We start from the raw sequence: 20,029 nt of genomic DNA, 5'->3' as shown, positions 1-20,029 counted from the left end.
ACTATCTTTCCTCCGGGCATAAATTGTGCCGCAGCAACGCATATTTCATCCAGGCCAGCAAAACATGTTCTTTATTTGTTCCGAAAAATACGCCATTCAATCTGGCAACGCAAGCCACTTTTTGACCCGTCTTGAGGATAGGAAACGCGCCCTGCAATCAGGAGGTGGGAACGGATGTCCGGGCAGTAGGGGCGGGGGATGTTAAATACTCAGGCTCCGATAATCTCACGCCTGCCGGCTTTAGTTCCTCTTCTTCGCTCTCCGCAAAAGACTCAAGGCGGACAAGAGCGAGCCCATGACCGTTTGAGAAAGAACGAACTTCGGCAACTTCCTTTTCGCCGCAGGTAATTTTGTCGCCAGCGCTCAGGTTGCCATCAAAATTGATTTGGTACAGGCGCTTCTTGATTTTGGCGCGATGTTTGGTCCGCGCGGTCAATTCCTGCCCGACATAACAGCCTTTCGCAAAGCTGACACCATTCAGTTCCTCGAAATTGGCCTCCAGCAGGAAATTCTTTTCCGGCAGAATATCAGTACCGCCCTCCGGAATGCCGAGGGCGAGACGATGGGCCTCATAGCTTTCGTCAGTAACCTCTTTGGCGGATAGGAAATCAGCTTTAGGATCGAAGCCCTCATCCGCGATGACCCGGACCCCGATGGCAGCTAACCGCGGATCGATCATAACGAGGCTCGATTTCTCAGCCCTGACGGCACCGGCCTCCTCAGGCAGGCCTGCGGCTTTCGCGGCGCCATCGCTAAAGAGGGCAAAGACGTGTTCGCCATTTTCAGCTATTGTCACATCGGCACGAAGTTTATACATGGTCAGCCTTCGGATCAGGTCGTCCTTCCTATCGCGCGCGCAATCGAGTAGGAAGTCAGCGCCGCGCTTCACAACAATGAAGTCATGCAGGAATTTGCCCTGTGCCGTCAGGAGCGCCGCGTAAATCGCCCGCGTATCGCTCACCTTATCCATATCGTTCGTGATGAGGTTCTGCAGGAACGGGCGAACATCGGCGCCGCTCAGGGTAAGTATTGTCCGGTTATCCAGAGGTGCGATTTTCATATCTGTCTATTCATATCGAAGTGAGGAAAATTCCTCAGTAACGCCATGATTTACAGGTAAGCAAAGATGACACTCTTGGCAAGAGCCGCCAAGAAGATTATGAAGAAAGAGATGAAATGAACTTCGGGGGAGACATGACGGATAGAGCCAGCCTACTTATTAAACACGGAACCATTGTGTCTCAACGCGGAATAGAGCAGGCGGACCTCGCCATTACGGATGGGAAAATTACCGCTATCGGGGCTCTTTCGGGGCTTGAAGCGGACGAAGTGATAGATGCAACCGGGCTACATGTACTTCCCGGCGTTATTGACAGCCAGGTGCATTTTCGCGAACCCGGACTTGAGCACAAGGAGGATTTGGCGACTGGTACGGCCGCAGCGGCACTCGGCGGGGTCACGGCAATATTCGAGATGCCGAACACCAAGCCGCTGACGCTGACCGCAGCGGATATGGCGGACAAAGTGCGCCGCGGGAGGGAAAAAGCCTGGACGGATTTTGCCTTTTTTATCGGTGCAGCTGCCGAAAATGTGGAGAATCTGCCATTTCTGGAACTTCAGGAAGGGGTTGCCGGGGTCAAGCTGTTCATGGGCTCGTCAACGGGCAGCCTCCTTGTCGACAGTGACACTGATATCCGCCGCGTCCTCGAGGCGGGGTTTCGGCGGGTAGCAATTCATGCCGAGGACGAACCGCGTCTGATTGAACGCAAGCATCTTGCCGTTGATACTCCTCACAATCATCCTGTCTGGCGCGACGATGAAACGGCGTTACGAGCAACGCGACGGGTCCTCAAAATTGCCCGGGAAACCGGTCGACGTATTCAGGTGCTGCATGTCACGACAGAGGAGGAAATGGCGTTGCTGGCGGAACATAAGGATATTGCGACGGTGGAAGCGACCCCGCAACATCTGACTCTCTTTGCGCCAGATTGCTATGACCGGCTCGGTACCTACGTGCAAATGAACCCGCCAATCCGGGGTAAGCGGCACCATGATGCGATATGGCGGGCCCTTAAACAGGGTGTCGTCGATGTGATCGGCTCCGATCATGCGCCTCATACGCGCGAAGAAAAGGCGCGGCCCTATCCGGAAAGTCCCTCAGGTATGCCGGGGGTTCAAACCCTCCTGCCGCTGATGCTCAACCACTGCAACAATGGCAAGCTCAGTCTCCTGCATCTTATGGAACTCACCTCCGCCGGCCCGGCGCGAAATTACGGTGTGGCAGGCAAGGGGCGGTTATCTCTCGGCTACGACGGCGATGTCACTCTGGTCGATCTCGGTCGACGCCAGGAAATCACTTCTGATTGGCTTGCCTCGAAATGTGGCTGGTCACCTTTTGAAGGCGAAACGGTCACGGGCTGGCCAGTTGGCACCATCATACGGGGTCGAATTGTCATGCGCGACGGCGAATTGCTCGGTAAAGCGGGCGGTGAACCGGTGCGCTTTCAGGAATGCTTGTAAATATCCTCCCCGATTAATGCAGTTGATACTGCGCGTCCGTGAAGAGCATTTCATTGGGATAGATCAGTTTGTTCGTGGCGAAACGGACAGAGTGCAGCCGCCCATCGAGTTTTCTTTCCCAGAAATCGAGAAATTTCTTTAATGTGGGAAAGGTGGGCGCCTTGTCATATTCCTGCCAGATATAGGTCTGCAATAATTCAGGATAATCCGGAAGGTGATACAGAATTTCTGCGGTCGTCAGGACATAGCCGTTTAACTTTTTTTCTATCTCTTTCATTTTAAAACTCCATATTTTACGCAACGGACGGAGAAGTTTCGTCTCCTTCAATAATATTAGAATAAAATAATTAACAATCAATTGCTTATCGGACTGCGGCGGATTTTTATCTTTCGTATGGGGCCTTGAACAGGCTATAACGAGTAAAATACATTGAAATAAGAGGAAAAAAGCATGGGTGAAACCTTCAGGGCGCTGGTTATCGAGGATCATGATGGCAAGCAGCAAGCCAATTTCAAGGACCTGACGGTCGCGGATCTGCCGGACGAGGATGTCCTTGTGGAAGTTGCCTACTCGACACTGAATTATAAGGACGGTCTTGCCGTTTTGGGGAAGGGAATTGCCCGCCGGCTGCCCATGGTCGGCGGCGTTGATCTTGCGGGTACCGTGCTTGAAAGCTCATCGGATGAGTTCAAGGCAGGCGACAAGGTTGTCGTCAACGGCTTTGGTCTGTCGGAACTTCACTGGGGTGGCTATAGCCAGAAGCAGAAAGTCAGCTCTGACTGGCTGATTAAGCTGCCAGACGCCTTCACCGCGCAGGAAGCCATGGCGATCGGGACGGCGGGCTATACCTCGATGCTATGTGTTCTCGCGCTGGAGAAAGCCGGGATCACGCCCGATAAGGGTGAAATCCTGGTGACGGGCGCCGCAGGAGGGGTTGGGTCGTTTGCCATCGCCTTGCTTGCGAAACTGGGGTACACGGTTGTTGCCTCCAGCGGCCGGGTGGAAACACATGACTATTTGACAAAGCTGGGTGCTAACTCTGTCATCAGCCGCGAAGAAACGATGGGCAAGGGACGGCCGTTCGACAAGGAACGCTGGGCTGGCGCCATCGATTGCGTCGGTAGTAAAACCCTTGCGGCGGTGATTGCTCAGATTAACTATGGCGGTGCCGTGGCGGCTTGCGGGCTCGCGGGTGGCAATGATCTGCCAACCTCCGTCTTACCGTTTATCCTCCGCGGGGTTTCCTTGCTCGGCGTTGACAGCGTCATGGCATCCCGGGAAGCGCGGGAGGAAGCCTGGTCTCGGCTTGCCGCCGATCTTGATAAATCGCTTTTTGACGATATGACGACTGTCGAGCCAATGAGCAATTTGCCCAAACTGGCGGAACAGATCCTAAAAGGTCAGATCAAGGGGCGGGTGGTTATCGACGTGAATGCCTGACGTTGAGAAAATAGCAGTCTAGCGTCGGCCCTTGGCAATAAAGAACGGATTGTCATGGCCGTCCTTGCCGTAGCGCAAAGGAGTGCCGTCGAGGGTTTCAACGCAGCCGCCGGCGGCTTCTAAAATAGCCTGGCCCGCACCGATATCCCACTCCATCGTCCGGCCAAACCGCGGATACAAATCAGCCTTGCCTTCGGCGAGCAGGCATAATTTCAGGGAGGAGCCCGCGGAAATCAGCTCGGCCACCTTGAATTTCTTGATGTAATCATCGGTTTCGGGTGTTCGGTGAGACCGGCTGGCGACAACTGTCAGTCCGTGGTCCGGGGCGATGCGCGTTTCAATGGGAAATGGCGTGCCGTCCCCGTCCTGCCGCCAGACCTTTCCGGGGCCTTGCGCGAAATAGGTTGTATTCTTTACCGGGACATGAATCACGCCGAGGGTTGGGGCTCCCTGCTCAATCAGGGCAATATTCACAGTGAATTCGCCGCGCTTATGGACAAACTCCTTGGTGCCGTCGAGTGGATCGACAAGCCAGAAAATACCCCCCGATAAATCGACGATATTTCCGGCTGCGTTACTCTCTTCTGCAAGAACCGGGATATCAGGTGCGATCTTCTTCAATCCGGCCAGAATTATTTTTTCCGCGGCAGTATCGGCCTCGGTCACGGGGGAGGAATCGGATTTGATTTTGACGTCAAAATCCTGTTCGTATATAGCGAGAATTTTATCTCCGGCCTCACGGGCGAGTTTCGTAATGGCAGAGGTGAGTGCCGGGCGATCAAGGTCCATAAATCTAATCCAGAAAAAGTACGCAGTTAATTTTGTACCATATCGATAAAAATCCCTGTGTCATCTGTTCGGTTCGTTATTTTTGGCATTAAGGTCAGATTCTGAATTTCCGGGGCTTTATCCAGCGCGGACTTTACATCGGCAATTTTCCTATCATTATAGGCTCATGAAAGAATTTACGATTGCACCCGATCCATCGGCCCGGAACTTGAGCGAAAGCATGCAAGGGGTCGACCATACCGGGGCCGCTATTACGCTGCCGGTCGTTGTTGAGAAGCCGCTGACCCTGTTCCTGAACGGCCAGGAAATCGTGACGATGATGACCATAGGCGACTATCCGGAGTATCTGGCCATCGGGTATCTGCTCAACCAGAATATGCTGCAGACGGACGATATCATTGCCGGGGTCGACTATGATGACGATCTTGGCGTCGTTGTCGTTCGGACGGATCATGAAACAAATTTCGAGGATAAGCTAAAGAAAAAAACCCAGACGTCGGGCTGCGCGCAAGGGACAGTCTTCGGCGATGTCATGGAAAAATTCGAGGAGATAGAGCTCGATCCCGCCGCCGTTTTGAAAACTTCGTGGATTTACGCCCTGTCGCGCAAGATTAACAGGCAGCCGTCCCTTTACCTCACAGCCGGCGCTATTCATGGCTGTGTCCTCTGCGAGGGCGATGTTCCTCTGGTCTATATGGAAGATGTCGGCCGTCATAACGCCATTGACAAGATAGCGGGCTATATGTGGCGGCATAAAATTTCGCCCAAGGCCAAGATTTTTTATACCACCGGCAGATTGACGTCCGAAATGGTGATCAAGACGGTGCAAATGCAGATTCCCATCGTTATTTCCCGCTCCGGCTTCACCGCCTGGGGCGTGGATCTCGCTCGTCAGTCCGGCCTGACCTTGATCGGCAGGGCGAAAGGGAAGCGTTTCGTCTGTCTTTCCGGCGCTGAACGCCTTATCTATGACATCGATCCGGACCAGGTGCCGGAGGAATCCACGAAACATCAGCGAAAGGCATCGCGATGACTCACGAGGCCGGCAGATTTCCCTGTGTCCTTCTCGCCGGGGGGCAATCGCGACGCATGGGGGGCGGGGCTAAATTCCTACAGACTCTCGGCGGGAAAACGCTGCTGTCCCGGATTATCCAGACCCTTAATCCGCAAATATCGGATCTCGTCCTCAACATGAATGTCGACAGGGACGAGGCGGCGGATTTGAACATTCCGATTATCAAGGACAGCATCCGCGGGTTCGCTGGCCCGCTAGCCGGAATATTGACAGGGCTTGAATATTTTAACGATCGATCGAACCTCGCGAGCCATATGTTGAGTGTCCCCACCGATGCGCCCTTCATCCCGGATAATCTGGTGGCCCGGCTGGCGGCGGGATTGAAGGGATCAAAAAAGACGATCGTCATGGCGCAGTCAGTCGGCCGCGTCCACCCAGTTGTGGGCCTATGGCCGATGTCACTGGCCGCCGATTTACGCGCTGCGCTGGTTGAAGAAGATTTACGCAAGATCCTAGTCTTTGCTGATCGCTATCCTCGGGTGGAGGTTGTCTGGGAGGATAACGAGGGCGATCCGTTTTTTAACATCAACCGTCCCGAAGATCTGGCGGAGGCGGAACAACGATTTAGCTCAAAAAACGTCTAACGTGATTTAGCCGGAATATTGATGAGGGCAACGCCAATTATCGCCGTTATCAACCCAAGCCCGATAATCAGTGAAAATTTCTCGCCGAGGAGTACAATCCCGAGCAGGACACCTATTCCCATCCGCAAATAACTCTGGCTTGCCGCGCCGAGTGATCCCAGCGTCGTTATCAGGCGAAAATAAAGCAGCAGCGCAAGGCCTGTCCCGAAAACGCCAAGCGTAACGACGGCAGCAAGGGAGGCCGGGGACGGCGATAATTCCCAGGGTCTGTCAATGAGGAGGCTCGCCGGGATCAGGACTATTGACGCGCAGATCATGACGCCTGCCGCCGTGACAGGGGAGGGTAAATGACTGAATTTTTTACCGTTTATGGCGGCATAACCTTAGAGCATTGCACTTAATAGGATGGCGAGTTGGGCGACCACCTGTTGACCAAGGCTCTGCAACGCATTTACGCCAATGATCAGGATAACGCCAGCAAGCCCGACAAAGGCGCCGGTCACTTTCCGGGCGGTGACGGTTTCATGCTTTGTCACCAACCAGGTCAGCAGGAAGACAAATATCGGCGACGTCGAGTTTAGGACCGTCGCCAACCCGCTTTCCACATATTGCTGACCCCAGGCAACAAGTATCCAGGCGCCGAAGCTGTTAAAGAACGACTGGATCAGGAAGTTTCGCCAGGTGGCGCGATCCGTCGGCAATTTATATCCCCGCTGCCAGACGACGAGGAGCAGGACAGTTGCAGCGATAGTCACTCTCATGGCAACGAGTGTCGCGGGCGGTAGCGTTTCAAGCCCGATGCGCGTGAACAAGTAGGACGACCCCCAGAGACTCGCAAGGAGAATCAGGAGAAGATATTCTTTCGGCCGATTTATTTCGGATTGGGTAATGCGATTTGTCCCCGCTTTTGCCACCATAATAGGCGCAGACAAAAATACCCGGTATTTTATTTTTTTGCTTCGCTTACGATCGAACCATGACAGACGCTATTTCTTTAGGAATGATCAAGATCAACCGAGTAGACAGGCACGATATTTAGCATTCGCAACTGTAAATGACGACTTTCCGTTTCATCCAGTCCGCATACCGAAAGGGATACGACTAAATCTCCGCCCGCCTGTCTAGACTCCAGCTTTTGCGGTACCAGGTTACGAAGCGCAAAATTCTCGAGAATGCGAGGAAGAACGGAAGGCTCGGCCGCCGCCCTCAGGGTGAAGTGGTGTAATCGCTCGCGATGGGCAAGCGCATTTTCCACGAGGGATGGAGTTTGGACTGATAGAGAAGACATTGGTCATTATCCGTATGATTGCAGAATTAATTATGAGTTCAGGTGAAGGGGTTGCCATGCAACCGGGTATTCCGGCTCTCGATTAAAGAGTCGGGCTCATAATTCGGGAAATTCTGATCATGCACAGAGTATCAACCATGCTTTGATGATGCCATCAATCGGCCAAAATAAAAAGTCCTAGTTTTCACCCAGCAATTTTTTGCGCTGACGACCGACGACGTCACTCAGAAACTGGCTGACGGCCTTGATGCGGGCGAGGTCGTGAATATCCTCCGGGGTATTAAGCCAATAGGTCCGTTCAATTTCAATTTCATCGGGCAGCAGGCAGACCAGTTCCGGATATTCGTCGGCAACAAAGCAATGCAGAATGCTGATGCCCGCCCCGGCAAGAGTCGCCTGAAACTGGAAAACGATGCTGGAGCTTTTAAGGCCGATGGAGGGATTTCCGATCACGTCATTCAAATAGAGGAGTTGGGGGTCTGGGACCAGCTCATCGATATAGGAGATGAAATTATGGGACCGGAGATCCTCCACCGACATGATGGGCGGATGAGTTTGAAGATAGGTGCGTGTTGCATAAAGCCGCAGACGGTAATCCGTGAGTTTTCGCGATATCAGCCGCCCCGATTGCGGACGGGCCAGCGTGATGGATAAATCGGCCTCGCGCTTCGAGAGGCTGACGAAGCGATCGTTGGCAACGAATTCAAGCTCGATTTTTGGATGCAGGCTCTGAAAGACGGCGAGTTCCTTCGCCAGAAACTGGCTGCCAAAGCCTTCTGGCACTCCGAGGCGGACGGTTCCCGTCAAGGTCTGGTTCTCCCCGCCGACATTATCCTGAATGACGGCCGAGGCACTTTCCATCACTTCGGCCTCGGGAAGCAGTCGTTCTCCGGCCTGAGTGAGGACAAACCCGCGGGAGGTTGCCTCGAACAACTTTGCATCCAGCTTCTCTTCCAGAGCGAGTACACGGCGGCTTACCGTCGTATGATCCACTTTAAGGGATTTCGCCACTTCCGTCAGGCGCCCTTTGCGGCTAAGCTCCAGAAAGAACCGGATATCGTTCCAGTCAAAAATAATAATCACCGTATGTGTAATTTTACACAGGGAATGTGCGTTCTTATCTAATTACTTTGCATTTTTACCTATGTAAAGTTCAGGCAATAAGAATTCTTTTTGGGAGTCAACCTTATGGTAGAGCAGTTAAAGCATTATATCGGCGGAAAATACGTTGCCGGGACGTCCGGGCGCTTCAGCCCTATCTACAATCCGAGCACCGGGGAACATAAGGCTGATTTGCCGCTGGCGACGGAAGCGGAAGTCGGGGATGCCATTGCCGATAGTCAGGCCGCTTTCCCCGGATGGGCGGCGACCTCCCCGATTTCCCGTGCGCGGGTGATGTTCAAGTACAAACAGCTGGTTGAAGACAATATTGATGAATTGGCGGCGCTGCTGTCGAGCGAGCATGGCAAAGTCCATTCCGATGCCAAGGGATCAATCATCCGGGGTATCGAGGTCGTGGAATTTGCCTGCGGCATCCCGCATCTTCTCAAAGGCGAATTCTCGGACAACGTCTCTTCCGGTATTGACATGTATTCCATGCGCAAGCCTCTTGGTGTTGTCTCCGGCATTACGCCGTTCAACTTCCCGGCGATGGTGCCGATGTGGATGTTCGCCGTGGCCATTGCCTGCGGCAATACATTTGTTTTGAAACCGTCCGAAAAAGACCCGTCGCTGCCGATGCGGCTTGCCGAACTGATGCATGAAGCCGGCGCCCCCAAGGGAGTGCTAAACGTGATCAATGGCGACAAGCTTGCGGTTGATACAATTCTCGACGACCCGCGTGTGAAAGCGGTTAGTTTCGTCGGCTCCACCCCGATTGCCAAATATGTCTATGCGCGTGCGGCTGCCGCCGGTAAACGGGTGCAGGCCATGGGCGGCGCGAAGAACCATATGGTTGTGATGCCGGATGCGGATATGGACAAGGCGGTGGATGCATTGATCGGCGCAGGTTACGGCTCGGCCGGGGAACGCTGCATGGCCATCTCTGTCGCGGTTGCCGTTGGCGATGCCGGGGATGAACTTATTGAAAAACTGGCACCGAAAGTCCGGAACCTGAAAATCGGACCCAGTGCCGCCGATGGTGACATGGGCCCACTGGTGACCGCCGAGCATCTGGCTAAGGTAAAAGGCTATGTCGACCTCGGCATGAAGGAAGGGGCGGACCTTGTCGTTGACGGACGTGAATTGTCGCTTCAGGGGTATGAGAACGGCTATTATATGGGCGGCTGCCTGTTTGATAATGTCACAACAGATATGCGTATCTATAAAGAGGAAATCTTCGGCCCTGTCTTGTCAGTTGTTCGCGCGCCGACCTTTAACGACGCCATTAAGATGGTCGATGAACATGAGTTTGGGAACGGAACCTCGATCTTTACCCGCAATGGTGATGCCGCACGTGCCTTCTCAAATAATGTGGAAATTGGCATGGTCGGGGTGAACGTTCCGATCCCCGTGCCGCTTGCCTTCCATAGCTTTGGTGGCTGGAAGAATTCCGCGTTCGGTGATCATAACCAACATGGGCCGGAAGGTGTGCGCTTTTACACGAAAGTGAAGACGGTAACTTCCAGATGGCCTGACAGCATCAAGGCTGGCGCTGAATTTGTCATGCCGACGCATAAATGATTTTGTTATGTAACACCCTGGCCCTTGTGGCCGGGGCGTAAAATTATAGGGAGGGTGTTATGGCCAGAATTGGTTTTGTAGGCGTCGGGAACATGGGCGGGCCGATGGCGCGCAATTTGCTGAAAGCCGGTCATTCGGTAAAGGTTTTTGACCTGTCGGCGGTCGCAGTTGCCCAGTGTGTCGCCGCCGGGGGTGAGGCCGCGGCCACAGCGGCAGAAGCGGCCTCGAATGTCGGCATTGTTGTCAGCATGCTGCCAAAGGGAGATCACGTCCGCGCGGTTTATCTGGGGGATAACGGTATTTTGGCGGCGGCCGGTCAGGGCACTCTGTTTATCGACTGCTCAACCATCGACGTCGCAACGGCCCGGGATGTTGAAAAATCAGCCGCCGCGGCCGGAATGACAATGGTTGACGCGCCGGTGAGCGGCGGTGTTGGTGGGGCGGAAGCCGGGACGCTTACCTTTATGGTTGGCGGGAACATGGGCGGATTTGAAGCGGCCAAACCGGTTCTTGAGGCGATGGGCAAGAACATCGTTCATACAGGTGGTCCGGGCAACGGCCAGGCCGCTAAAATCTGCAATAATATGATTCTCGGTATTTCCATGATAGGCGTTTGCGAGGCTTTCGTTCTTGCTGAAAAGCTGGGCCTTGAGCATCAGACTATGTTCGATATCGTCTCCACGGCATCTGGACAATGCTGGTCGCTTACAACTTATTGCCCGGTTCCCGGGCCCGTGCCAACAAGCCCGGCAAATAATGGGTATAAACCCGGATTTTCGGCGCAAAATATGCTGAAGGATTTGCATCTTAGTCAGGATGCAGCGGACGGGTTCGGCGCCTCGACTGAACTCGGCAAGGCGGCGATGGACCTATATGAGTCCTATGTGTCCGGAGAAGGTAAGGAAGCCGATTTCTCGGGCATTGTGAATATGATCCGGAAGTCGTGACGGCACCATTTGATCTAAAACACGCGACGATAGCGGAGCAGGGGATCGAATACCGGGCGATTGCCGGGAGTGATCCATCTAAACCCGCCCTCGTTTTCCTGCATGAAGGTCTTGGCAGCACCGCGCTTTGGCGTGATTTCCCGGACCAGCTTTGTGCAGCGACAGGTTGTGCCGGCCTGATATACAGCCGGTTTGGTTACGGGGGATCTGATCCTTGCGTTCTCCCACGGCCGCTTGATTATATGCAAGAAGAGGCAACGAATATTCTGCCCGCCCTTCTCGCGCATTTTGATATCCGGAATTTTATCCTTGTCGGACATTCGGACGGGGCCTCAATTGCGCTAGTCTATGCCGGACTGGCGGAAGAGATTTCCCCGAAAGCTGTTGTGGTTATGGCACCGCATGTTTTCTGCGAGGATATTTCCGTCGCTGGGATCGAGGATGCCCAGAAGGCCTACGAGCAAGGCGACCTCGAGGAAAAACTTAAAAAATTCCATGGAATAAATACCGAATGCGCGTTTCGCGGCTGGAATGATGCCTGGCTCGACCCCGCGTTCAGAAGCTGGAATATTGAAACTTATCTGCCAGCCATAACCGCGCCTGTCCTTGCCATTCAGGGGCGGGAGGACAGCTATGGTACCCTTCGCCAGATCGAAAAGATCGAGCGGGCGATCGGTGGCCAATTTCACAAGAAAATTCTCGATAAGTGCGGTCATAATCCATGGCAAGAAAAGCGGGATGACGTGCTTGCATATATCGTTGCATTTATTCGGGAGCCAATGTTTTGAATTCCCTGAAATACTATAGGATATAATCAGTAAATGCTTGCGCTTAATAAGCGTTTGGTTGACTAATTGCCGATGGCAATCCAGATTTCCGATAATATGCGGGGAGCGGCCTTTATGTCGATTAGCATGGCCGCCTTTGTGTTTAATGATACCACGATGAAACTCGTGTCGGAGCATCTGAACATGTTTCAGGCAATCTTCCTTCGGGGTGTGTTTACGACCGGCCTGCTCCTCGCGGTCGTCATTTACAAAAAAGCGATTGTTTATAATATCCCAAAAACTGATCGCTGGACATTGGGGTGTCGTCTTATTGGTGAAGTTGGCGGAACGGTGTGTTATCTCACGGCGCTTTTTCATATGCCAATTGCCAATGCGACGGCAATTTTGCAGGCCTTGCCGCTCGCTGTGACATTGGCAGGCGCGATTTTCTTGCGAGAGGCTGTCGGCTGGCGCCGGTATCTCGCAATTAGTGTCGGGTTTGCCGGCGTCCTCATGATCGTCAGGCCCGGATCGGACGGTTTCAATGAATTTTCGGTCTGGGCGATTATCGCAGTGGCTTTTGTTGTTCTTCGCGATTTATCGACGAGACGCCTGTCCTATGCTATCCCCTCGCTATTCGTGGCACTGCTGACGTCGATCGCGATCACGATCGTCGGCGGGATATTATCCTTCACGACAGACTGGAAGCCGGTTTCCAATGACGCATTCATGCTTCTTTGCATTGCTGCCGGGTTTGTTATTTTTGGATATCTTTTCAGTGTCATGGCCATGCGCGTGGGTGAGATCAGTTTCTCGTCCCCGTTCAGATATACCATTCTGATCTGGGCGATCATTCTTGGGATAGTCGTTTTTGGCGACATCCCGGATCACTGGACCATTCTGGGCAGTTTTATCATTGTCATTAGCGGGGTTTATACCTTCTATCGTGAGCGGTATGTCGGCCAATTGGCGCGCAAGGCCTAAACCGTTACCTTCCCGCCCAATACATCCGCAATCCAGCGGCCGTAATAGTCCTGATCATTGGGCTCGTTTATACTCGCCAACGCCTCATCGGCTACTTTTTCCGTCAGTTGAACCGAGCGCCGTTCTTTAATCAGGTCCGATATAAAGGGGACCGTATGCTCAGGGTGTGGTTGCAGGGAGAAACAGGTTGGCGAGTACCTTAATCCGCCATATTTACAAAAATCCGATGTGAGGAAAACCTCTGCGCCCGTCGGTGGGGAAATAACCTGGTCTTGGTGAAACGAAAGCAGATTAACGTCCTTACCGATGTTAGTATCGGTATAATGGCGCAACCCAACACCCCAGCCACCGACATATTTGCCAACCTTGCCACCCATCGCTTCGGCAATAGCCTGATGGCCGAAGCAAATGCCGACAGTTGGTTGCTCACTCGCGATCAGCTTGCGGATAAAATTCTTTAGCGGTTCAATCCAGTCAAAATCTTCATAGATCCCGTGTTTGGATCCGGTAATGACCCAGCTGTCACATTCCAGGACGTGTTTGGGAAATTGGCCGTCGATGACGGCATATGTCCTGTACTCAAAAGGGGCCGGGGAGAACAGATCCATGAACATCTGCGGGTATTCCCCGTATTCCTCACCAAGCTTGCCACCAAGTCGGCCAGTTTGTAATATACCAACCTTGATCGGTCTCGCTAATTCTTCAGACATATTTCGCAGGAATCTCCGGGCAGCGCCGATTATTTACACTATACTGTCTCAAGATTTAGCAGCTTCTTCTCAACATGAACAGCGCAGAATTTAACCTCGGCGATCTTGCCGAACGGATCGAGAGCGTCATTGGTGAGCAGGTTGACGGCGGCTTCGGCATAGCAGAAGGGAATGAAGATCATGCCGTTCTGTACACCGCCATCGGCACGTACCCGAATATCGATCTCCCCGCGGCGGGAGCGCACGGTGACCACATCACCTGGATGAACGGATAACCGCTCCATCATGCCGGGAGCCATATGGACGATGGGCTCGGGCTCAATCGCATCCAAAACTTCCGACCGGCGCGTCATTGAGCCGGTGTGCCAATGCTCAAGCAACCGACCAGTTGTGAGGACGACGGGGAAGTCGGCGTCCGGTATTTCATCAGGAGAGATGAGGCTTGCCGGCACGAACTTACCAAGGCCGTTTGCGGTTGGAAATTTCTCAGTAAAGATCAGCGGCTGACCAGGGTCTTCCGGGCTCTCGCAAGGGTAGATGACCGCGTCCGCGGCTTCCAGTCGGTCCCAGCTGATACCCTTGATGCTATCCATCACCTGCGTCATTTCCGTAAAAACTTCCCGGGGATGACTGTAATTCCATTCCAGGCCGAGCCGTCTCGCTATTTCCTGGATAATCCAGAGATCTTGCCGGGCCTCTCCCGGCATGGGGACGGCCGCGCGGCCCATCTGCACCTGACGATTGGTGTTCGTCACAGTGCCATCTTTCTCCGGCCAGGCCGAGGCTGGCAAGACGACGTCCGCATAGGCCACCGTTTCCGTCAGGAATAGGTCCTGCACCACCAGATGATCGAGCATCGAGAGGGCTTCACGCGCATGATTGACGTTGGGGTCCGACATCGCCGGATTCTCGCCCATGATATACATGGCGTTGATATCGCCTTTATGCACGGCTTCGGTGATCTCAACCACCGTCAATCCTTTATGTGGATCGATTTCGGCATTCCAGAATTTCTCGAATTTTTCACGGATTACCGGATCTTCAACGGATTGGTAATCGGGCAGGAACATCGGAATCAGTGCAACATCGGACGCGCCCTGCACGTTGTTCTGTCCGCGCAAGGGGTGTAATCCGGTGCCCGGGCGTCCCACCTGTCCGGTCATCAGCGCGAGGCTGATCAGGCACCGCGAATTATCGGTCCCATGGACATGCTGGCTGATGCCCATCCCCCAGAATATGATGGCGGCCTTTGCCTTGGCAAAGGCATGGGCGACCTCACGGATAAGGGTGGGGTCAATTCCTGTTACTGGCGCCATGGCTTCGGGAGAAAAGTCCTTGAGGTGGGCCTGCAGCGCCTCGTAATTCTCTGTGTGGTCCCGGATATAATCCTTGTCGGTCAAGTCGTCCTCGACAATCACCTGCATGATTGAGTTCAGCAAGGCGACATCGGTTCCCGGCTTTTCCTGCAACATATAAGTGGCATGGCGGGAAAGGGCCTGTCCGCGTGGGTCAATAATGATCAGTTTTGCGCCCTTCTTGACCGCATTCTTGAAGAAGGTTGCTGCGACCGGATGGTTGACCGTTGGATTGGAGCCGATGACCATGATGACGTCGGCGTTCGCGGCCTCATTAAACGGGGCCGAGACGGCGCCGGAGCCAACGGTTTCAAGGAGGGCAGCAACCGAGGAGGCATGACAGAGCCTTGTGCAATGATCGACATTGTTAGTGCCAAAACCGGTCCGGACAAGCTTCTGGAACAGATAGGCTTCCTCGTTCGATCCCTTGGCGGAGCCAAACCCGGCAAGCGCATTTCCGCCCTTGGCATCGCGCACCCGGGCCAGCCCCGTGGCGGCAACCTCAAGCGCCTCGTCCCAGCTGGCTTTGCGGAAGTGAGTATAAGGATTGGCGGGATCGAGTGTTGCCACATCCGCTTTCGCCACGCCCTCTTTGCGGATAAGCGGGACGGTCAGGCGCTCCGGGTTATGAATATAATCAAATCCGAACCGGCCCTTGACACAAAGACGTTCCTCATTCGCCGGGCCATTGCGGCCTTCGGCATAGAGGATCTTGTCGTCCCGTATCTTGAAGGTCAGCTGACAGCCAACCCCGCAGAAGGGACAGACGCTGTTAACCTCGCGGTCGATCCGATCATCCCCGAGCACTGATTTTTCGAGCAGAGCGCCCGTCGGGCAGGCCTGCACACATTCGCCGCAGCCAACGCAGGTGCTATCCCCCATGGGATCATCAAAATCGAAAACAATTTTGGAATTGACGCCGCGCCCGGCCATTCCGATCACGTCATTGACCTGCACGTCCCGGCAGGCACGCACACATAAATTACAATTGATGCAGGCATCGAGATTAACGGCCATCGCCGGATGTGAAAGGTCATCTGACGGCATTTCGCGGTGGCTGAAACGGCTCCGGCTCACCTCCTGCTTGTCAGCCATCTTCCAGAAGTGGCTGTTCGCGTCATAGCTCGTTTCGCGCGCGGGCTGATCGGCGATCAACAGTTCCATCACCATTTTCCGGGATTTCTCGGCCCGGGGCGTTTTCGTACGCACCACCATCCCCTCGGTTGGCGTGCGGATGCAACTTGCGGCCAGAACCCGTTCTCCCTCAACCTCGACCATGCAGGCCCGGCAATTACCGTCGGCTTCAAAGCCAATACGATCAGCATGGCAAAGATGTGGGATCAGTGTCCCATATTGTTTTGCGACGTCCCAGATCGATTGGCCCGGTACGGCACTAACCGATTTTCCATCGAGTTCGAACGTGATCTTGTCACTCATCGCACATCCTCTGGAAAATATTTGAGGATCGACATCAGTCCATTTGGCGCCGCCTGGCCGAGCCCGCAGATGGAGGCATCGCGCATAACGGAGCTCAGGTCCGTCAACAGATCGGTATCCCAGTGGTTACCTTCTAACAGCTTAAGGGCTTTCTCGGTTCCGGCGCGGCAGGGTGTGCACTGGCCGCAGCTTTCATCCTCAAAAAAGCGCATCAGGTTGCGAGCGACCATTTTTAGGTTATCCTTGTCGGAGAGGATAATCACGGCGGCCGAGCCGATGAAACAGCCATACTTTTCGAGGGTTCCAAAATCAAGCGGGATATCCGCCATGCTGGCTGGAAGCAACCCTCCTGACGCGCCGCCTGGCAGATAGGCCCGGAATTCATGGCCTGCCTTCATACCGCCGCCAAACTCCTCAATCAGCTCCTGCGCCGTAATTCCGGCGGGAGTGATATAGACGCCGGGTTTGTTCACATGGCCCGATAGGGAAAAGCTGCGAAATCCCTTGCTGCCATGTCGGCCACCTTCCTTGAACCACTTCGGCCCCTTGGAAAAGATCTCCGGGAGCCAGTAGAGTGTTTCCACGTTATTGATCAGAGTTGGACGGCCAAAAAGACCGACATGGGCCGGGAATGGGGGCTTATGCCGGGGAAGGGCGCGTTTGCCCTCAATGCTTTCCAGCATCGCGCTTTCCTCACCACAAATATAGGCACCGGCGCCACGACGCAGGTAAATCGGGCGACTTCCGTCAAGCTGTTCCTTTTTTAAGAGGGCAATGCAATCTTCCAGAATGCGCGCAGATTCAGGATATTCATCTCGCAGGAAAATATAGATCGCTGCCGCGTCGACAATTTCGGCGCCGATCAGCATTCCTTCCAGAAATTGCAAAGGATTGGTATTAAGGAAATAACGATCCTTGAACGTGCCGGGCTCACTTTCGTCAGCATTAACTGCCATATAACGGGGGCCGGGAACGGAAAGAACTGAGTTGAGTTTCAAGGCATGGGGGAAACCGGCGCCACCGAGGCCGCGATGGCCGCCGTCATTCAGGGTTTCTATGATTTGCTCTTTTGTGACATCACCGCTCCTCACCCGCTCGAGAGTTTTGAAGCCACCGTTACTTCGATAGGCCTCAAGAGTCAGATATTCCGGGATATCGATCGGTGTATTCTTCTTTTCCGCCTCGACGGCGCCATTTACCGTGGCTGCCTTTGCGTTGAGCACGTAACGGTCGCGGATGCGGACGACCGGTGCCTCGGAGCATCGTCCCATGCAGGCGCCATGCGTCACGTGGACCCCAGCACCGTATTTTTCGACAAGTTCCTGTTTGAGCTTCATGGATCCCGCGATTTCGCAACTCAGGCTGTCGCAGACCTTGATGGTGATGGCGGGAGGAACGGACCCTTCTTCCCTAATCACTATAAAGTTGTGATAAAAGGTAGCCACCTCATAGACTTCGGCCAGGGAAAGTCGCATTTCAACCGCGAGCGCCGTCAGATGTGGGGCCGAAAGAAAGCCATAGCTATCCTGGATAAGATGTAAATGCTCGATCAGAAGATCGGGCTGCCGGGACCTGTCCTGCAAGAGAGCGGCTATCTCTCGGGCGGCGACCGGGTCGACTTGGCGGCCCTTTTTTTGGTACCGCGCCTTGTTCTTGCCTTTGCCGGGGGCCTTCGGGACTGAAAAGGTTACTGTATCTGTCATCATCCACCTTTTTATGGAGTATCATTTCCGGCTATGTTATCCCGCATTTCATCCTCAGTTACAGGTATTAGGTCAATCACGCTGGCAATAATGAGCTGCTTCCCCACATGCTGAAAATTGACCGTAATACGATCGGCGACTGACGATTGAACCTGTCCGATGCCCCAATCTGGCTCATAGGGGTGACGAACATACTGGCCCGGGGAAAACTGTGCGAACATGATTTTTCTCTTAAAATGACTTGGGCGATTGTCGCATATTCACTATATCAAGTTGTTGTAAAGACGACAAAGGTTGTTCTTTTTTAAACCCGGTAACGCCTGCAGAAAAATAAATGGAGAGAACATGATTGATTTAAAGCTGGCCTCACTGATGAGTTCCAAATTATGTCATGACATAATCGGCCCGATCGGTGCGGTCTGTAATGGCATCGAGTTGCTTCAGGAAAAGGGCAACGAGGATATGCGGGAGCAGGCGACACAGTTGGTCAGCGAAAGTGCAGGCGAGGCCTCGGCGCGGTTGCAGTTCTATCGACTGGCCTATGGACTAGCCGGCGGTATGGGATCGGAAATCTCTCTCCGTGATGCTCGTAATCTCAGCCGGGATTTTATGTCCTACGGCAAAGTGACCCTTGATTGGCCCGATAGTGAGGGCGGGGCGGAGGCCTTGCCTAAAGACGCCATAAAGATTCTCTGCAATCTCGTCGTTATCGCGGCGGGGGCCCTGCCGCGGGGGGGAGAACTGAAAGTGACCGGAAAGATAGAGGATGGCAACTGGTCCTTTACCTATACGGCGACAGGGCAAAGGGCGGGACTGCAGGAAGCGGTGACCGATGTCTTGTTGAAAGGATATAGTGAAGCGAACCTGACAGCACAGAATGTTGGCGTGCATTACCTCATGGCGCTTTGTACAAACGCAGACGCCCGCATCAGAATTTCCGAAATGGAAGAGGATCACGTTACTCTTGCCGTGCAGTCCCTCTAAAGTTTTGCCGGCTAATCAGGGAAAGCAACGTCAATCATTCCCTCTTAACTTTGACAAAGATCGGCCTGAGTTCGCCAATTCGTAACCCCTTATTAACTTCTCTAGGGCATTCTATGAATATAGAATCCGGGTGATTATACCTAACCTGGAGCCTGCTTTGTATGGACGGAAGCGTTTGCGGTTATGGACGATCTTTTAAGCGAGTTTTTGACAGAAACGAACGAGAATATAGGCATCGTTGATGCCTCTCTCGTCGTGCTGGAACAGGACCCGGGCGATGAAAGCCAGATCGGTAACATTTTCCGTCTCGTACATACCATAAAGGGCACCTGCGGTTTTCTCGGTCTACCGCGGTTGGAAGCCGTAGCGCATGCTGGCGAAAATGTGCTCGGGAAAATTCGCGACCGCGAACTCACCGTCACGGCAGAGGTTATCACAATCATTCTGGAGGCCATGGATGTTATCAAAGACATTCTTGGCGCGCTTGAGGAAACTGAAGCAGAGCCTGCCGGAAATGATTCCGACCTGATAAACCGGCTAAATGATGTCGCCTTCAAAACCGGCTCATTGGCCGCGGATGCGGCCCAGCCGGTTGACGAGAGTAATATCACCGAAGAGGCGTTGGAAGCGGCGTTTCAACAGCAGGAGTTACGGCCGGGCGAAGTATCGCTTGAGGAGCTGGAAGCGGCGTTTCAGGCAGCGGAAGGACCGGAAGACATCGAGCCTGTTTTGGCACAGCCTGCCGGGAATATATCCGGCGAGG

The 20,029-nt window shown here is 53.8% G+C and carries 21 protein-coding genes; 10 read left to right on the top strand and 11 right to left on the bottom strand.

What is annotated here, in order from left to right; genetic code table 11:
- Window positions 1-157: 157 nt before the first annotated feature.
- The gene (locus ACESNI_RS08695; protein WP_373086149.1) at window positions 158-1,060 is read right to left on the bottom strand and encodes a folate-binding protein YgfZ; all 903 of its coding nucleotides are present in this window, start codon (window positions 1,058-1,060) and stop codon (window positions 158-160) included.
- 134 nt (window positions 1,061-1,194) lie between these two features.
- On the opposite strand from ACESNI_RS08695, the gene ACESNI_RS08690 reads away from it, so the two are divergent.
- Window positions 1,195-2,520 carry a dihydroorotase gene (locus tag ACESNI_RS08690; RefSeq protein ID WP_373086148.1) on the top strand — a complete coding sequence of 442 codons (1,326 nt, stop codon included), beginning with the start codon at window positions 1,195-1,197 and terminating at the stop codon, window positions 2,518-2,520.
- Window positions 2,521-2,533: 13 nt separating this feature from the next.
- Here ACESNI_RS08690 and ACESNI_RS08685 read toward each other — a convergent pair whose 3' ends face one another.
- Window positions 2,534-2,797 carry an usg protein gene (locus ACESNI_RS08685; protein ID WP_373086147.1) on the bottom strand — a complete coding sequence of 88 codons (264 nt, stop codon included), beginning with the start codon at window positions 2,795-2,797 and terminating at the stop codon, window positions 2,534-2,536.
- Between the two features lie 174 nt (window positions 2,798-2,971).
- On the opposite strand from ACESNI_RS08685, the gene ACESNI_RS08680 reads away from it, so the two are divergent.
- A complete protein-coding gene (locus ACESNI_RS08680) occupies window positions 2,972-3,961 on the top strand; it encodes an MDR family oxidoreductase (RefSeq protein ID WP_373086146.1) in 990 nt (329 codons plus the stop codon).
- A gap of 18 nt (window positions 3,962-3,979) precedes the next feature.
- On the opposite strand, the gene cysQ is transcribed toward ACESNI_RS08680, so the two are convergent.
- Complete coding sequence (gene cysQ, locus ACESNI_RS08675; RefSeq protein ID WP_373086145.1) at window positions 3,980-4,750, bottom strand: 3'(2'),5'-bisphosphate nucleotidase CysQ; 771 nt, start codon at window positions 4,748-4,750, stop codon at window positions 3,980-3,982.
- Window positions 4,751-4,916: 166 nt separating this feature from the next.
- Between cysQ and ACESNI_RS08670 the strand changes: the two genes are divergently transcribed.
- On the top strand, window positions 4,917-5,783 hold the full coding sequence (locus ACESNI_RS08670; protein ID WP_373086144.1) for a formate dehydrogenase accessory sulfurtransferase FdhD: 867 nt from the start codon (window positions 4,917-4,919) through the stop codon (window positions 5,781-5,783).
- Complete coding sequence (mobA, locus tag ACESNI_RS08665; RefSeq protein ID WP_373086143.1) at window positions 5,780-6,409, top strand: molybdenum cofactor guanylyltransferase MobA; 630 nt, start codon at window positions 5,780-5,782, stop codon at window positions 6,407-6,409. Before ACESNI_RS08670 ends, mobA begins: the two co-directional genes overlap by 4 nt.
- On the opposite strand, the gene ACESNI_RS08660 is transcribed toward mobA, so the two are convergent.
- The 4 genes from ACESNI_RS08660 to ACESNI_RS08645 form a co-directional block, all read right to left on the bottom strand.
- Window positions 6,406-6,780, bottom strand: coding sequence for an EamA family transporter (locus ACESNI_RS08660; RefSeq protein WP_373086357.1), 375 nt, complete (start codon window positions 6,778-6,780; stop codon window positions 6,406-6,408). The genes mobA and ACESNI_RS08660 overlap by 4 nt on opposite strands.
- Window positions 6,781-6,792: 12 nt before the next feature.
- Window positions 6,793-7,326 carry a DMT family transporter gene (locus tag ACESNI_RS08655; protein ID WP_373086142.1) on the bottom strand — a complete coding sequence of 178 codons (534 nt, stop codon included), beginning with the start codon at window positions 7,324-7,326 and terminating at the stop codon, window positions 6,793-6,795.
- A 77-nt stretch (window positions 7,327-7,403) separates the two neighbouring features.
- On the bottom strand, window positions 7,404-7,697 hold the full coding sequence (locus ACESNI_RS08650; RefSeq protein WP_373086141.1) for a hypothetical protein: 294 nt from the start codon (window positions 7,695-7,697) through the stop codon (window positions 7,404-7,406).
- Between the two features lie 177 nt (window positions 7,698-7,874).
- Complete coding sequence (locus ACESNI_RS08645) at window positions 7,875-8,780, bottom strand: LysR family transcriptional regulator (RefSeq protein ID WP_373086140.1); 906 nt, start codon at window positions 8,778-8,780, stop codon at window positions 7,875-7,877.
- Between the two features lie 105 nt (window positions 8,781-8,885).
- Between ACESNI_RS08645 and ACESNI_RS08640 the strand changes: the two genes are divergently transcribed.
- The 4 genes from ACESNI_RS08640 (at window position 8,886) to ACESNI_RS08625 (ending at window position 13,077) form a co-directional block, all read left to right on the top strand.
- The gene (locus tag ACESNI_RS08640; RefSeq protein ID WP_373086139.1) at window positions 8,886-10,379 is read left to right on the top strand and encodes a CoA-acylating methylmalonate-semialdehyde dehydrogenase; all 1,494 of its coding nucleotides are present in this window, start codon (window positions 8,886-8,888) and stop codon (window positions 10,377-10,379) included.
- A gap of 59 nt (window positions 10,380-10,438) precedes the next feature.
- Window positions 10,439-11,326: a 3-hydroxyisobutyrate dehydrogenase gene (gene mmsB, locus ACESNI_RS08635; protein WP_373086138.1), complete on the top strand. Its 888-nt coding sequence runs from the start codon at window positions 10,439-10,441 to the stop codon at window positions 11,324-11,326.
- Window positions 11,323-12,114 (top strand): alpha/beta fold hydrolase, encoded by a 792-nt coding sequence (locus ACESNI_RS08630; RefSeq protein ID WP_373086137.1) that lies wholly within the window; start codon window positions 11,323-11,325, stop codon window positions 12,112-12,114. The genes mmsB and ACESNI_RS08630 overlap by 4 nt, the downstream gene beginning before the upstream one ends.
- Window positions 12,115-12,186: 72 nt before the next feature.
- A complete protein-coding gene (locus tag ACESNI_RS08625) occupies window positions 12,187-13,077 on the top strand; it encodes a DMT family transporter (protein ID WP_373086136.1) in 891 nt (296 codons plus the stop codon).
- Here the strand turns inward: ACESNI_RS08625 and ACESNI_RS08620 are convergent.
- Genes ACESNI_RS08620 through ACESNI_RS08605 form a run of 4 tightly spaced genes read right to left on the bottom strand, consistent with a single transcriptional unit; the run spans window position 13,074 to window position 18,503 of the window.
- Entirely contained in the window at window positions 13,074-13,787 is a 714-nt protein-coding gene (locus ACESNI_RS08620; RefSeq protein ID WP_373086135.1) for a type 1 glutamine amidotransferase, read from the bottom strand. The two genes, ACESNI_RS08625 and ACESNI_RS08620, sit on opposite strands and share 4 nt — an antisense overlap.
- A 38-nt stretch (window positions 13,788-13,825) precedes the next feature.
- Complete coding sequence (fdhF, locus tag ACESNI_RS08615; protein ID WP_373086134.1) at window positions 13,826-16,579, bottom strand: formate dehydrogenase subunit alpha; 2,754 nt, start codon at window positions 16,577-16,579, stop codon at window positions 13,826-13,828.
- Window positions 16,576-18,285, bottom strand: coding sequence for an NAD(P)H-dependent oxidoreductase subunit E (locus tag ACESNI_RS08610; protein ID WP_373086133.1), 1,710 nt, complete (start codon window positions 18,283-18,285; stop codon window positions 16,576-16,578). Before ACESNI_RS08610 ends, fdhF begins: the two co-directional genes overlap by 4 nt.
- Window positions 18,286-18,293: 8 nt before the next feature.
- Window positions 18,294-18,503 carry a DUF3553 domain-containing protein gene (locus ACESNI_RS08605; protein WP_373086132.1) on the bottom strand — a complete coding sequence of 70 codons (210 nt, stop codon included), beginning with the start codon at window positions 18,501-18,503 and terminating at the stop codon, window positions 18,294-18,296.
- A 124-nt stretch (window positions 18,504-18,627) separates the two neighbouring features.
- Between ACESNI_RS08605 and ACESNI_RS08600 the strand changes: the two genes are divergently transcribed.
- Window positions 18,628-19,266 carry a histidine phosphotransferase family protein gene (locus ACESNI_RS08600; protein ID WP_373086131.1) on the top strand — a complete coding sequence of 213 codons (639 nt, stop codon included), beginning with the start codon at window positions 18,628-18,630 and terminating at the stop codon, window positions 19,264-19,266.
- A gap of 183 nt (window positions 19,267-19,449) precedes the next feature.
- The coding region (locus ACESNI_RS08595) for an Hpt domain-containing protein (RefSeq protein ID WP_373086130.1) at window positions 19,450-20,029 on the top strand (580 nt) is incomplete at its 3' end.

The organism is Sneathiella sp. (genome assembly GCF_041689005.1).
Lineage (GTDB): Bacteria > Pseudomonadota > Alphaproteobacteria > Sneathiellales > Sneathiellaceae > Sneathiella.
This window is presented reverse-complemented; position numbering and strand designations above follow the sequence as displayed.